Below are 13,974 nucleotides of genomic sequence, written 5' to 3' on the forward strand. Positions count from 1 at the left end.
TATTACTTGCGAGCCCGTCGCAGCACGGCGCTGCTGATGGCCCCGAGCGGGAGGACATCCTCCGCGGCGCCTCGCTCGATGGCCGCTCGCGGCATCCCGAACACCACACAGGTCGCCTCGTCCTGCGCGATGGTCGCCGCTCCGGCCAGCTTCATCGTCAACAGCCCGTCCGCTCCGTCATCCCCCATCCCCGTCAGCAGCACACCCACCGCGTTGGCTCCCGCCGCTCGCGCCACCGAGTGGAACAGCACATCCACACTCGGCTTGTGCCCCGACACCCGCTCCGAATCCAACAACTCCACCCGGTAGTGCCCACCGCTGCGCTGCACCCACAGGTGCCGGTTGCCCGGGGCAATCAACGCCCTGCCCTGCTGCACCCGGTCTCCCGAGGCCGCCTCCTTCACCTCGATGCGGCACAGCTCGTTCAGCCGCTTCGCGAACGCGGACGTGAACTGCTCCGGCATGTGCTGCACGATGACGAGTCCGGGGCAGTCCGGAGGCATCGGCTCCAGGAGCTGCCGCAGTGCCTCGGTGCCTCCCGTGGAGGCCCCCACCGCCACCACCTTGTCCGTCGTCACCGTGAGCAGGGAGGGCGCCGGCCGCTCCGGCCGCTCCGGCACCACCACCTCCACCGGCACCGGGGCCGCCCGCCTCGCCAGCCGGGGACGAGACCTCGCCGCGCTGCGGAGCGCCTCCACGAGCCGGGACCGCGACTCGCGCAGGAAATCCCCCACGCCCAGCGTGGGCTTGGTGATGATCTCCACCGCGCCCTCCTCCAGCGCGCGCACCGCCGTCTCCGAGCCCGGCCCCGCGAGTCCGGAGCACACCACCACCGGCACCGGTTCGTCCTCGCGCATCAACTGGCGCAGGAACGTCAGCCCGTCCATGCGCGGCATCTCCAGGTCGAGCAGGATGACGTCCGGCCGGTGGCTCTTCATCTTCTGTTGAGCGATGAAGGGATCCGACGCCACCTCCACCACCATGCCCGGCACGTGCTCCAGCAGCATCAACATGCTCTGACGCACCACCGCTGAGTCATCCACCACCAATATGCGCAGCGCCATGCCTCACCCTCGCCGGGCGGCCTCCGAAACCGGGGGCCGAGGTGTGTAGACAGTGGGCATCACCGTGCGCACGCGCCAGCCAATGCCCGTGAGGCTCTCGGCGTGTCCGAGGAACAGCAGCCCATGGGGGCACAGGTGGCTCAGCAGCCGCTCCACCGTGCGCGCCTTCGAGGCCGTGTCGAAATAGATGAGGACGTTGCGGCAGAAGACGAGGTCGAAACGACCCATCAGGCCGTGGCCGTCATTCAGGTTCACTCGCTGGAAGCGCACCAGCGAGCGCAGCTCGGGGCCCGCCTTCATCTTCCCTTCCTGGCTGCCCACCCCGCGCAGCATGTACGCCCGGAGGTAGTGATTCGGAATCTCCTCCGCCTTGTCCAGGGGCCAGAGCGCCTGGCGTGCCCGCTCGAGGATGCTCGTGGAGAGGTCCGTCGCCAGGATTTCAATGTTCCACCCCTCCTCCGCCGGCAGGTGGTGACGCAACACCATGGCCAGGGAGAAGGGCTCCTCCCCCGTCGAGCACCCCGCGCTCCACACCCGCACGCGCCGCCCCTCGCCGCTCCCGGTGCCGCCCTTCGCGCGCCACCTCGGAAGCACCTCGCGCTCCAGGAGCTCGAAATGCCGCGGCTCGCGGAAGAAGTGCGTCTCGTGCGTGCAGATGGCATCCAGCAGCCGGACCCGCTCCGCCTCGTCCGCCTCCGCCCGCTGCAGGTAGGCGCCGAACGAAATCCCTCCCAGCTCGCGCAGCCGCCGCGAGACCCGCCCCACCAGCAGCGCCCGCTTCGCCGGTGACAACCAGATGCCCGCCTCGCGATAGACGAGCTGCTGGTACCCGGTGAACTCCCGGTCGGAGAGGGGGGGTGGCTCGCGAGGAAGGAAGGACTCCCGCTCCTCCAGGGATCGCTCTTTCACACCACCGCCTTCAGCTCACGCTTCGAGGAAGCCCCGGAGGAGGGGGACGGAAGACGAGAACCGCGCCCGGCGCCGTCACCCAGGTGGAAGAAGGACACGAGCTGGCTGAGCGCCTCCGCCTGGGAGGACAGCTCCTGCGCCGTGGACGCCAGCTCCTCGGACGCCGACGCGTTGCGCTGCGTCACCTGGTCCACGTGCTGCATCGCCTTGCTCATCTGCGTCACCCCGCTGGACTGCTCGGTCGACGCCGCCACCACCTCCTGCACCAGGTCCGCCGTCTTGCGGATGGACGGCACCAGCTCTCCCAACAGCTGTCCCGAGCGCGTCGCCACCTTCACGCTGCTCGAGGCCAGCCCTGAAATCTCCTTCGCCGCCGTCTGGCTGCGCTCCGCCAGCTTCCTCACCTCCGTCGCCACCACCGCGAATCCCTTTCCGTGCTCTCCCGCCCTCGCCGCCTCTATCGCCGCGTTGAGCGCCAGCAGGTTCGTCTGGTACGCAATCTCCTCGATGATGGAGATCTTCTCCGCGATGGAGCTCATCGCCTCCACCGTCTCCTTCACCGCCTTGCCGCCCTCCTCCGCGTCCCGGGCGCCCTGCACGGCCATCTGCTCCATCTGCCGGCCATGGTCCCGGTTCTGGGTGATGCTGGCCGTCATCTGCTCCAGGCTGGAGGTGGTCTCCTCCACGCTGCTGGCCTGCTCACTGGTGCCTTGCGACAGGCTCTGCGAGGACGCCGACACCTGCGAGGACGCCGATGCGAGCGCGCTGGACCCTTCACGCACCTCGCCGATGACCTCGGCCAGCCCGTGCACCATGCGCTGCAGCGCCGCCAGCAGCCGGCCCACCTCGTCATCACGCCGCAGGTCGACCTCGACCGAGAGATCCCCCTCGGCGATGCGATCCACCAGCGCCACCGCCTTGCTCAGCGGCTGGGAAATGGACCGGGCGAGGAAGAGGCAGAGAGACGTGATGACGGCGCATCCGAACAGGGTCATGAAGACAGCCGACCGCTGCCTCCCCACATGGAAGGCATCGAGACTCTCGCTCACCGCCTTCGCGCTCTCGACGTTGAGCTCCACCAGCTTACCCAGCGTGGTCCCGGCGGCCTGGAAGGACTGCTGCGAGCGGCCGCGAAGGGCCTGCTGGGCCGCCTGATCATCGTTCGCCCGCGAGAGCTCGAGGAGTCTGTCGTGCTGCTCGAGGTAGTCCTTCCAGTGCGTCATGAACTCATCGAACAGGCGCCGCTCCGAGTCCCGCTGGATGAGCGGCTCGTACTTCTTGATATTGCGCTCGAGATTGTCCTGCTCGATGCGCATCTGCCGCTCGTACTCGGCCATCTGGGTGGCGTCCTTCGCGAGGACGTGTTGCAGCTCCGCGACGCGGAAGTCCGAGAGGTTGGTGTTCGCGTCCGCGATGGCGGCAACGCCTGGCAGCCGCTGACTGGCCACCTCATGGGCCACCCCGCGGACCGTCGCCTCCTGTTCAGCGGAGAGCCCCCCCATCCCAGCGCTCATGGCGATGAGCACGAGGAAGGCCACCATGAACTTGACGCTGATCTTCAGGTTGTTGAACCAGGTCATGAAGGCTTTCAGGAGAAGGGGGAGGGCTCAGGCCGCCGAAGAGGTCGCCCTCGGCCCGTGTGCTTCCGACGAGCCCCGGTGCCCCCCAGGACCGGACCGGGACACCGGGAGCCAGCCTCGCCGGGAGCCCTCGTCCAGGTGGAAGAAGGACACCAACTGCTTGAGCGCCTCCGCCTGGGCGGACAGCTCCTCCGCCGTGGACGCCAGCTCCTCGGACGCCGACGCGTTGCGCTGCGTCACCTCATCCACGTGCGTCATCGCCTTGTTCATCTGCGCCACGCCAGTGGCCTGCTCCGCCGACGCCGCCACCACCTCCTGCACCAGGTCCGCCGTCTTGCGGATGGACGGCACCAGATCTCCCAGCAGCTCCCCCGAGCGCACCGCCACCTTCACGCTGCTGGAGGCCAGCCCCGATATCTCGCGCGCCGCCGTCTGGCTCCTCTCCGCCAGCTTCCTCACCTCCGTCGCCACCACCGCGAATCCCTTGCCATGATCTCCCGCTCTCGCCGCTTCGATGGCCGCGTTGAGCGCCAGCAGGTTCGTCTGGTAGGCGATCTCCTCGATGATGGAGATCTTCTCCGCGATGGTGTTCATCGCCTCCACCGTCCCCTTCACCGCCCGGCCCCCCTCCTCCGCGTCGCGCGCGCCCTGCACGGCCATCTGCTCCATCTGCCGGCCATGGTCCCGGTTCTGGCCGATACTGGCCGTCATCTGCTCCAGGCTGGAGGTGGTCTCCTCCACGCTGCTGGCTTGCGAGCTGGTGCCCTGGGCCAGGCTCTGCGAGGACGCCGACACCTGCGAGGACGCCGCGGCCAGTGCGTTGGCACCATCCCGCACCTCGCCAATGACCTCGCCCAGCCTGTGCACCATGCGCTGCATGGCCGCCAGCATCCGGCCCGTCTCGTCTTCGGAGCTCACTTCGATGTTCACGCCCAGGTCGCCCTCGGCGATGCGGTCCGCCACCGTCACCGCCCTGACCAGCGGCGTGGAGATCACCCGAGCCACGAAGAAGCAGAACAGCAGGCTCGCGGCGAGGCAGCCCATCATGACCCCGAAGATCCACTTGCGTGCGTTCTCCTGGGTGGTGTTCGAGTGCTTCACCGCCGCCATGCTGGCCTTGTAGTGGAGGTCCCTCAGCGTCCGGAGCTGGGTGTTGGCCGCGAAGAAGTTGTGGTGGGACTGGTTGGCGATGAGGTCTTGCGCCTGCGCGGTCTGCTTCGCCCGCGAGAGGGCGACGATCTGGTCGTGGTCGACCACATACGCCTTGAAGAGCGACTTGAACTCCTCGAGTGCGTGACGCTCCTCCTCGGTGCTGGCGTGCGACTCGAACTTCTCGAGGCTGTGCTCGAGCTTGTCGGCGTCTTCGTGCATCCGCTGCTCGTAATCGCTCATGGTCTTCTCGTCCTGGGCGATGGAGTGCAGGAGCTCGGCGCGGCGGAAGCTGGCCAGACGGTCGGTCGTGTCCGCGAGATAGATGATGCTCGGTAGCCTGTTCTCGGACACCTCGTCGGACGCCTCGCGCATGTCATCCATCTGCGAGATGGCGAAGAAGCCCAGGAAGGCCGTGAAGCCCAACAGGACGAGGAATGCAACGAGGAGCTTCGAGGAAATCCTCAGATTGAGAAACCAGGTCATGGCTCACTGTGCGGAGGAGAGGATCCAAGCCGTGCTGCCCAGGGGACTGCGTCAGGGCGTGCTCGACGGCGGCGGCTCCGGGGGCGGGGTGGGGGATGACTGGGGAGCATCCTCCGAGGCTCGCAGCGCGTTGGCCGTCAGGACCTCCTGACTGCTGAGCACCTTGTCGATGTCCAGCAGCAGCACGAACTTCTTCCCGGCGCCCATGCGGCCCATGCCCAGCAGGTAGTCCACGTGGACCGGCGTGCCGAAGGAGGGCGGCGGCACCACGTCTCCGGACTCCAGATCGATGACCTGTCCGATGGCGTCCGTCAGCAGGCCGAGCACGATCCGCTCTCCGCCCAGGCTCACCTCCACCACCACGATGCAGCTCCACCGGGTGAGCGAGGCGGGGGTCATCCCCAGCTTCACCGCCAGGTCGACCACTGGCACCACACTGCCTCGCAGGTTGAACACCCCTCGCACCCAGGGGGGCGAGCCGGGGATGCGCGTGACGGTGTCGTACTCGATGATCTCCTTCACCTGAAGGATGCCGAGAGCGTACTCCTCTCCGGCGATGATGAAGCTGAGGTACTGCGTGGATACGACGGGAGTCTGTGGGCTCATGGCTATCACCTAGAAGCGCTTGAACTCGCGGTCCTCATCCGGAAGCGGAGCGTGGCTGGAGGTACGGGGAGACGGGGCCTGGGGAGCAACGGCCTGGGCCGCGGCCTTCAATCCGTTCGCGGCGGAGGGAACCTTCACTCCCGGGTGTCCGCCCGTCGCGGGCCGCAACACCTGGCGCGGCCCCAGACGAGAACCTCCATCCCCCACGTGGAAGAAGGACACGAGCTGGCTGAGCGCCTCCGCCTGCGCGGACAGTTCCTCCGCCGTGGACGCCAGCTCCTCGGACGCCGACGCGTTGCGCTGCGTCACCTGGTCCACGTGCTGCATCGCCTTGCTCATCTGCGTCACCCCGCTGGACTGCTCGGTCGACGCCGCCACCACCTCCTGCACCAGGTCCGCCGTCTTGCGGATGGACGGCACCAGCTCTCCCAACAGCTGTCCCGAGCGCGTCGCCACCTTCACGCTGCTCGAGGCCAGCCCTGAAATCTCCTTCGCCGCCGTCTGGCTGCGCTCCGCCAGCTTCCTCACCTCCGTCGCCACCACCGCGAATCCCTTTCCGTGCTCTCCCGCCCTCGCCGCCTCTATCGCCGCGTTGAGCGCCAGCAGGTTCGTCTGGTACGCAATCTCCTCGATGATGGAGATCTTCTCCGCGATGGAGCCCATCGCCTCCACCGTCTCCTTCACCGCCTTGCCGCCCTCCTCCGCGTCCCGGGCGCCCTGCACGGCCATCTGCTCCATCTGCCGGCCATGGTCCCGGTTCTGGGTGATGCTGGCCGTCATCTGCTCCAGGCTGGAGGTGGTCTCTTCCACGCTGCTGGCCTGTTCGCTGGTGCCCTGCGACAGGCTCTGCGAGGACGCCGACACCTGCGAGGACGCCGATGCGAGCGCGCTGGACCCCTCTCGCACCTCGCCGATGACCTGGGCCAGCTTCTGCACCATGCGCTGCAGCGCCGCCAGCAACCGGCCCGTCTCATCCGTCCCCTCCGCGGAGATGCGGACGGTGAGGTCTCCCTCGGCGATGCGGTCCGCCATCTGCACCGCGCTGGTCAGCGGCCGGGAGATGACCCGGGCAATGAGGATGCTGAGCAGGAGGCCCACGAAGAATCCCACCACAATGCCCCCGACAATCCACCCTCGCGCGAGCACATAGGTGGCATCCGAGAAGTCCGAGGCCTTCTTCGAGCCCACCTGGATGACCTCCACCAGGTCCCCCAACAGTCCGTTGGCGGTGTCGTAGGCCTGCCGCGAACGGGTGCGGCTGAGCTCTCGGGCCTCCTCCTTCTGGTTCGCACGCGAGAGCGCGATGACCTTGGCGTTCACGTCCAGGTAGTCCTTCCAACGCGCCGTGAACGAGTCGTACAGACGCCGCTCCTCATCGAGCAGGATGTGGGTCTGGTAGCGCTTCATGCTGCGGTCGATCGCCTCCCGCAGCTCCCGCATGTCCCGCTCGGCCTCGTCCATCTGCGCGGCGTCGGTGGCGAGGATGTGGCGCTGCTCCGCGATGACGAAGTCCGAGGTCGCGGTGTTCGTGTCCGAGACGTCCTTGAGGCTCGGCACCCAGGTGTCGGTGACATCATCCGTGGCGGTGTTCATCGCCTCCATCTGGTGGATGGCGAAGAAGCCCAGCAGAACGGTGAGGGCGCCCTGACAGAGACAGGCGATGAACAGCTTGGAGGAGATCTTCAGGTTCTGGAACCAGGTCATGACAGTGTCTTCGGTGGGCGAAGGCTCAGGCCGCGGCGGCGGGAGGGGCCGCCCTCAAGGCCTGCTGAAGGAGCGCGGGCACGTCGAGGATGAGGGCCACCCGGCCATCCCCCAGCAGGGTGGAGCCCGCCAGCCCGGGCAGTCCCTGGCACGGCTTGCCCAGGGGCTTGATGACCGTCTGGCCCTGACCCAGCAGCGTGTCCACCGCGATGCCCGCCCGGCCGGGTCCATGGCCGATGACGACGATGCTCTCGCGGGACGGCTGCTCCCCCCCGAGCGTGAAGTGCTCGCGCAGGCGGAGGTAGGGCAGTGGCTCTCCGCGCAGGTTGACGAAGCCGGTGCGGCCGGGACGGCGCTCGGCGTGCGGCAGCTCCACGCACTCGACCACGTTCTCCAGCGGAATCACATACGTCTCCTCGCCCACCCCGACGGAGAAGCCCTCGATGATGGAGAGGGTGAGCGGCAGGCGCAGGCTGAAGGTGGTGCCCTTGCCGGGCGCGGTGTCCACGGAGATGGTGCCGCGCAGCAGCTCCACGTTGCGCTTCACCACGTCCATGCCCACGCCCCGGCCGGACAGCTCGGTGATGCGCTCGGCGGTGGAGAAGCCCGGCTCGAAGATGAGGCCGAAGACGTCCGCGTCGGTGGGCTCGTCCTCCGGCCCCACCATCCCGCGCTCCCGCCCCCGCGCGAGGATGCGCTCGCGGTCCAGTCCGGCCCCGTCCTCGGACACCTGGATGACGATGGTGCCCGCCTCGTGGAAGGCGCGCAGGGCGAGCATGCCGGTGGGATCCTTGCCACGCGCCTGGCGCACCTCGGGCGTCTCCAACCCGTGGTCCATCGCGTTGCGCACCAGGTGGGTGAGCGGGTCTCGGATGAGCTCGGCGACGGTGGTGTCCACCTCCACGTCTTCGCCGCTCACCTCCAGCCGCACCTGCTTGCAGGTGGCCAGGCACAGGTCGCGCACCGTGCGCGTGAAGGACTGGAAGGTGCGGCCAATGGGCACCATCCGCACCTTCATCACCAGCTCCTGAAGGTCCAGGTAGAGCCGGTCCGCCTCGCGGTGCGCCTCCAGCAGCTGCTGGGGCGAGTAGCGGTGAGCCTGCGCGAGCATCGACGTGAGGCGCCCTCGCGCGATGGAGATCTCCCCCGTGAGGTCCAGCATCCGGTCCAACCGGTCCAATCCCACACGCAGGGTGCGCTCGCGGGTGGGAGGCGCATCGGCGCACTCCGCGTGCGCCTCCAAACCGTGCCGCTCCGTGCCACCACTCCCCGGACGGGGAGTGATGGGCCGGGCCGCTTCGACGGTGGAGGCCAGCAGGCTGTGCACGTCCTTGGCGGGCAGACGCAGGTCGGGCTCGGCCACGGGCCTCAGGCCCACCAGCTCACGCAGCGCGTCCACCGCCTGCAACAGCAGGGTGCCCAACCCCGAGTGCAGCACCAGCACCCCGGCCTCCAGCCGGGTGAGCAGGTCCTCGAGCGTATGGGCCAGCTCCACCGCATCGGTGAGCCCCATCACCGCCGCGCCGCCCTTCAGCGTGTGCACTGTGCGGAAGACCGCTCGCAGGGTCTCCGGCCCGGGAGACGCTTCGAGGGCGAGCAGGTCCTGCTCCAGGCTGACGAGCTGCTCTTCCGTTTCGGTGAGGAAGACGGCGTGGACCTTCTCCAACTCGGGCTTCATCTGCCCGCGTCAAGAGCAATTTCCACACCACTGTCCGGCAAATGACAACGTCCTGGAATCGCAATCTCTCACAGCCTGTGGAAGGGGTCGTGTCTGGAATCTGGAATCTGAATTCTAGACTTTGGACGAGAGGCCCAGGCGCTTGAGCTTCTGGTACAGCGAACTGCGCGGAATCCCGAGCCGTCTGGCCGCCCGCTCCACGTGCCCGCCCTCGGCGGCGAGCACTCGCTCGATATGTCGGCGCTCCAATTCCTGCAGGGTCAGGTCCAGCTCCGGATCTCCGGCCAGAGTCCCCTCTGCCTCCGCGGGCAGACGCGGGAGCGCTCGCGCGAGCGCATGGTTGAACTGCAAGTCATCAGAACCCAGCACGGGAGTGGAGGAGAGGAGCACGGCGCGCTCCAGCACGTTGCGCAGCTCGCGCAGGTTGCCGGGCCAGGCGTAGGCGCGCAGGGCGGACTCGGCCGCGGGCGTCAGGTCCATCCCGGAACGGCCAATCTCGCGGGAGAGCCGCGAGAGCATGGCGCGGGCGATGACGGGGATGTCCTCGGGCCGCTCGCGCAGTGAAGGGATGCGCAGCGGCAGGGGGCTGATGCGGAAGTAGAGGTCTCCACGGAAGCGCTGCGCACGCACGGACTCGGCCAGGTTCTGGTGGGTGGCGGCGATGAGGCGCACGTCCACCGAGCGGTCCTCCACCTCGCCCAGCCGCCGGAAGCGCTTCTCTTCGATGACCTTGAGGAGCTTGGGCTGCACCTGGAGGTCCATGTCTCCAATCTCGTCGAGGAACACGGTGCCGCGGTGGGCCACCTCCAGCAGGCCCTGCTTGCGGCTGACGGCGCTGGTGAAGGCACCGCGCTCGTGGCCGAAGAGCTCCGTCTCCAGGAACTGGGCCATCAACCCCGCGCAGTTGAGCTGGACGAGCGGGCCTCCGGAGCGAGGGCCCTGCAGGTGCAGCCAGGAGGCCAGCACGCCCTTGCCGGTGCCGGTCTCGCCCAGGATGAGGACGGGGCTGTCGCTGTCCAACACGCGGCGCGTGGTGGCCTCCAGGTCGCGGATGACGCGGCTCCCGCCGAGGAAGGGGTTGATCTCCTCGGAGCTGCTGGCGACCAGGGCCTGCTGACGGCGGCGGGCTTGCTGGGCCTCCAGCAGGCGCTCCACCATGACCAACAGGGTGGGCAGCTCCACCGGCTTGGGCAGGAAGTGTTCCGCGCCCTGCTTGATGACCTGGACGGCGGTCTCGATGGAGACGTGCGCGGTGAGCACCAGCACGGGGATGGAGGAGTCCATCGCCCGCATCTCCGGAAGCAGGTCGAGCGCGGTGCCATCCGCCAGGCGGTAGTCCAGCAGCACCAGGTCCGGCCGGGAACCGCGGAAGAGCTCGCGGGCCTCCCGGCAGTTCTCCGCTTCGATGACCTCCAGCCCATGAGCCTCGAAGAAGTGGCGGATGCCGAAGCGGACCGCCAGCTCGTCATCGACCACCAGGATCCGTCGCCGCATTCGGCTCCCCTTCAGCTGGCAGGCATACCCGGACCTCGGCTCCCCCCTCGGGCCTGTTGCCCACGGAGACCGTCCCGTGATGCTCCCCAACGATACGTTGGACGATGGGAAGGCCCAGGCCCACCCCCCAGGACGTTGTGAGTAGAACGGCTCGAAGACGCGCGGCAGATCTCCGGGGAAGAAGCCGGGCCCCTGGTTCAGCACCGGCACGACGCGGCCACGCAGGTTGATGACACTCAGGTACGGCCCGCCGAGGCATTGCGCACGGGGACGAACGGGCTGTGGAGGTAGCCAGGCATCCCCGGCCGGGGAGCAGCGGCCGGCAGGTGATGGCTCTCGCGGACCTGGAAGAAGGAGACGAGCTGCCGCAGCGCATCGGCCTGGGCGGCCAGCTCCTCGGCGGTGCTCGCCAGCTCCTCGGAGGCCGAGGCATTGCGCTGCGTCACCTGATCCACCTGCTCCATGGCGCGGTTCATCTGCGACACGCCCGTGGACTGCTCGCGGCTGGCGGCGGCGATCTCCTGGACCAGCTCGGCCGTCTTCTTGATGGAGGGGACGAGCTCGCCGAGCAGTTGCCCACTGCGCTCGGCCACCTTCACGCTGCCCGCCGCGAGGACTGAAATCTCCTGGGCCGAGGTCTGCGCCCGCTCGGCCAGCTTGCGCACCTCGGTGGCCACCACCGCGAAGCCCTTGCCATACTCACCCGCGCGCGCCGCCTCGATGGCCGCGTTGAGCGCCAGCAGGTTCGTCTGGTAGGCCATCTCCTCGATGATGGAGATCTTCTCCGCGATGGAGTTCATCGCGGCCACCGTCTCCTTCACCGCCTGGCCGCTCTCCTCCGCCTGGCGAGCTCCCTTCACCGCCATCTGCTCCATCAGGCGGTTGTTCTCGCTGCTCTGGGTGATGGTGGCGGACATCTGCTCGAGGGTCGCCGTCGTCTCCGCCACGCTGCTGGCCTGCTCACTGGTTCCCTCGGACAGGGCCTGGCTGGAGGCGGAGACCTGCGCGGAGGCCTGGGCGAGCGCGTCCGCCCCTCCGCGCACCTCGCCGATGACCTCCGCCAGCTTCTCCGACATGACCCTCATCACATGCAGCAGGCTTCCCTCGGAAGCGCCACGGGTGTCGATGGCCATGGTCAGCTCTCCGTCGGCGACCCGGCGAGCGATCTCCGCGACGTGGTTGGGCTCGCCACCCAGCTTCTTGAGGATTCCCCGGGTGGTCAGCGCGCTGACGACCAGTTGCACGATGAACGCGACGACGATGATGGACAGCACCCCCATGCACAGTTCGACCCGCTCCGTCTCGCGCACGACGGCCGCTTGCGTGCGCGCATCGAGTATCGAGAAGAACTCATCGATGGGCCGCATGATGATGGCCTTCTGCGTGTGATAGGCGCCGTCGTGCATGATCCGCACCGCCATGGAGGGATCCGGCTCGCGGCGGACGGTGAAGTTTCCGCTCTCGTCGGCGAAGAGCCCTTTCACCGCGTTCATGGCGATGGACTCGGTCCTGACGAGGTCGTTGGAAACACGCTCCGCCTCGGCGAGCTTGTCCAGTTCCTCCCGGGTGAACCCCAGCTCCTTCATCAATTGGATGAGCGAGATGGACCGGCCGTCATGGCGCGGCTTCTCGCCATTGCGGACCGCGAGCACATCCCAATACATGCGCTCGTACCGGGTATCGCCAGTGACCACGTACGTCCGGGCGAGCCGTGTCAGGTCTTCTGAAGACTGACGTAGCTCGTCGGCGAGCTGGTACGAGGCATAGCGGATGTACTCCTGCTCCCGGGCCCGCTGTGCCCCTCGGTACAACAAGGCGACGACCACGATGAGGGAGAACAGGAAGACTGCATACAATGTATGGGTGATGATGAGCGATCTCTTGACGGACATATCGCATACTCCAGGTGAATGACTTCACAGCCGCCTCGGGGCGGTTGGGGATGGCGGGGCGAAATGCCCCAGATGTATGGCTTCGGGGTGAGTCGTGAAGAGGGAGCTCTCGCGATGGGACCGCGGAACCGAGACACTCTTCAGGTCGTGGAATCAGTTGCTGACGTGGATCTTCTCCAGCGCGGGCTTCATGTGCCCACGCCTGGAGCACTTCCCACGCCAGCATCCAGTAGATGACAACTCCCTGGAATTGCAACACACCGCCAGCGCGTGGACAGGCCGCGTCTGACGGGAGGATCCTGGATCTGGGACGAGCAGCCCAGGCGCTCGCGCCACGAATCCACGACCCCACGTCGCATGACTGGCGGCCCGGCAACCAGGCCGGTTGCTGCGCGCCTGGGGCATCGGCTTCACCGCGCTCGACGACCGCCTGGACCCCGGTACAATCCGGCGCATGGCATCCGCGACTCCCCAGGTCTCCGCGTGGAGGGGACTCGCCGTCTACCTGGTCCTCACCTTCGCGCTCGCCTGGCTCCCCGCATTCCTGCTGCGCGATGTGCTGTCCGGGGTGACGCGCGGTTTCTCGCATCAGCTCCTCGCGGCGTCACTGCTCTACGCGGTGACCATGGGGTGGCAGCCGCTCGCGGCCTCCTGGGTGGTGCGCCGCTGGGTGGAGCCGCCCGGCCCCGGAGATTCCGGACTCCATCCCGCCCGGTTCTCCTACAACGTCCTGGCGACCTTCGCGCCCCTGGTGCTCGCCGGGGCCGCGCTGCTGAGCGCCTGGGGCCTCCACGAGCTGCGGCGCTATACGGGTCCGCTCGAGCTGCCCATCCCTCGCGCCCCCCACGCTCCCGTGCGCTCGCTCCCGGCGGCGTTGGTGATGACACTGGCGTTCTTCGCCTCCCTCCTCCTCATCTGGTTGCAGGCGCTCGCCGAGGAGGTGGGATGGCGCGGCTACTTCCTCACCCGGCTCATGCGGCAGCTCGGCCCCTGGGAGGGGCTGCTCCTTCATGGCCTCTTCTGGGGCCTGTGGTATGCCCCTCCCCTGCTGCTCATGGCCGATGCGCCGGGCTCCGCGCCCCTTCCCCTGCACGGCGTGCCCTTCGTCCTCACCTGCACGCTGCTGGGCGCCCTGCTGGGATGGCTGCGGCTCGCCTCACACAGCGTCATCCCGACCACCATCGCCAACGCCGTGCTGACGCTCTCTGCGGGCCTGCCCCTGCTGTTGCAGGGCGTCGAGGTGGGGCCGAGGGGCGCCGCCTATGGCCCTCCGGGCTGGCTCCCCATGGGGCTGGTGCTCGCGGCGATCGCCCTGGGCCGCTGCCGGCACGCGGTGAAGCTCCCCGAGCACTCCACTCCGTAGCACGCGGGCGCGAGGGCCCGGCCGGCCTGGAGTGCCCGCTGTCGGAAGC

At 68.2% G+C, this 13,974-nt stretch carries 11 protein-coding genes; 1 reads left to right on the plus strand and 10 read right to left on the minus strand.

What is annotated here, in order from left to right:
• Positions 1-2 precede the first annotated feature (2 nt).
• The 10 genes from DAT35_RS13980 to DAT35_RS58950 all read right to left on the minus strand — a co-directional run bounded on the left by DAT35_RS13980 (position 3) and on the right by DAT35_RS58950 (position 12,562).
• Positions 3-1,064 (minus strand): chemotaxis response regulator protein-glutamate methylesterase, encoded by a 1,062-nt coding sequence (locus DAT35_RS13980; protein WP_108067492.1) that lies wholly within the window; start codon positions 1,062-1,064, stop codon positions 3-5.
• 3 nt (positions 1,065-1,067) lie between these two features.
• Complete coding sequence (locus tag DAT35_RS13985) at positions 1,068-1,973, minus strand: protein-glutamate O-methyltransferase CheR (RefSeq protein ID WP_108067493.1); 906 nt, start codon at positions 1,971-1,973, stop codon at positions 1,068-1,070.
• Positions 1,970-3,553: a methyl-accepting chemotaxis protein gene (locus tag DAT35_RS13990; protein ID WP_108067494.1), complete on the minus strand. Its 1,584-nt coding sequence runs from the start codon at positions 3,551-3,553 to the stop codon at positions 1,970-1,972. Before DAT35_RS13990 ends, DAT35_RS13985 begins: the two co-directional genes overlap by 4 nt.
• 27 nt (positions 3,554-3,580) lie before the next feature.
• Complete coding sequence (locus DAT35_RS13995; protein ID WP_108067495.1) at positions 3,581-5,188, minus strand: methyl-accepting chemotaxis protein; 1,608 nt, start codon at positions 5,186-5,188, stop codon at positions 3,581-3,583.
• A 51-nt stretch (positions 5,189-5,239) separates the two neighbouring features.
• Entirely contained in the window at positions 5,240-5,794 is a 555-nt protein-coding gene (locus DAT35_RS14000; protein WP_108067496.1) for a chemotaxis protein CheW, read from the minus strand.
• 9 nt (positions 5,795-5,803) lie between these two features.
• On the minus strand, positions 5,804-7,498 hold the full coding sequence (locus DAT35_RS14005; RefSeq protein ID WP_108067497.1) for a methyl-accepting chemotaxis protein: 1,695 nt from the start codon (positions 7,496-7,498) through the stop codon (positions 5,804-5,806).
• A 25-nt stretch (positions 7,499-7,523) separates the two neighbouring features.
• Positions 7,524-9,176 (minus strand): chemotaxis protein CheA, encoded by a 1,653-nt coding sequence (locus DAT35_RS14010; protein WP_108067498.1) that lies wholly within the window; start codon positions 9,174-9,176, stop codon positions 7,524-7,526.
• Between the two features lie 114 nt (positions 9,177-9,290).
• Entirely contained in the window at positions 9,291-10,670 is a 1,380-nt protein-coding gene (locus DAT35_RS14015) for a sigma-54 dependent transcriptional regulator (protein ID WP_108067499.1), read from the minus strand.
• Complete coding sequence (locus tag DAT35_RS62360) at positions 10,642-10,929, minus strand: ATP-binding protein (RefSeq protein ID WP_369945644.1); 288 nt, start codon at positions 10,927-10,929, stop codon at positions 10,642-10,644. Before DAT35_RS62360 ends, DAT35_RS14015 begins: the two co-directional genes overlap by 29 nt.
• The gene (locus DAT35_RS58950; protein WP_233261468.1) at positions 10,907-12,562 is read right to left on the minus strand and encodes a methyl-accepting chemotaxis protein; all 1,656 of its coding nucleotides are present in this window, start codon (positions 12,560-12,562) and stop codon (positions 10,907-10,909) included. Before DAT35_RS58950 ends, DAT35_RS62360 begins: the two co-directional genes overlap by 23 nt.
• 385 nt (positions 12,563-12,947) lie before the next feature.
• Here DAT35_RS58950 and DAT35_RS14025 point away from each other — a divergent pair, with 385 nt between their 5' ends.
• The gene (locus DAT35_RS14025; RefSeq protein WP_108067500.1) at positions 12,948-13,925 is read left to right on the plus strand and encodes a CPBP family intramembrane glutamic endopeptidase; all 978 of its coding nucleotides are present in this window, start codon (positions 12,948-12,950) and stop codon (positions 13,923-13,925) included.
• The last annotated feature ends 49 nt before the right edge of the window (positions 13,926-13,974 follow it).

Source organism: Vitiosangium sp. GDMCC 1.1324, assembly GCF_003044305.1.
In the GTDB taxonomy this organism is placed as follows: Bacteria; Myxococcota; Myxococcia; order Myxococcales; family Myxococcaceae; genus Archangium.

What these genes read in the sequence shown, in the direction of transcription:
- DAT35_RS13980 (WP_108067492.1), bottom strand. Translation starts at nt 1,064, where the DNA reads ATGGCGCTGCGCATATTGGTGGTGGATGACTCAGCGGTGGTGCGTCAG.
- DAT35_RS13990 (WP_108067494.1), bottom strand. Translation starts at nt 3,553, where the DNA reads ATGACCTGGTTCAACAACCTGAAGATCAGCGTCAAGTTCATGGTGGCC.
- DAT35_RS13995 (WP_108067495.1), bottom strand. Translation starts at nt 5,188, where the DNA reads ATGACCTGGTTTCTCAATCTGAGGATTTCCTCGAAGCTCCTCGTTGCA.
- DAT35_RS14000 (WP_108067496.1), bottom strand. Translation starts at nt 5,794, where the DNA reads ATGAGCCCACAGACTCCCGTCGTATCCACGCAGTACCTCAGCTTCATC.
- DAT35_RS14005 (WP_108067497.1), bottom strand. Translation starts at nt 7,498, where the DNA reads ATGACCTGGTTCCAGAACCTGAAGATCTCCTCCAAGCTGTTCATCGCC.
- DAT35_RS14010 (WP_108067498.1), bottom strand. Translation starts at nt 9,176, where the DNA reads ATGAAGCCCGAGTTGGAGAAGGTCCACGCCGTCTTCCTCACCGAAACG.
- DAT35_RS14015 (WP_108067499.1), bottom strand. Translation starts at nt 10,670, where the DNA reads ATGCGGCGACGGATCCTGGTGGTCGATGACGAGCTGGCGGTCCGCTTC.
- DAT35_RS62360 (WP_369945644.1), bottom strand. Translation starts at nt 10,929, where the DNA reads ATGCCTCGGCGGGCCGTACCTGAGTGTCATCAACCTGCGTGGCCGCGT.
- DAT35_RS58950 (WP_233261468.1), bottom strand. Translation starts at nt 12,562, where the DNA reads ATGTCCGTCAAGAGATCGCTCATCATCACCCATACATTGTATGCAGTC.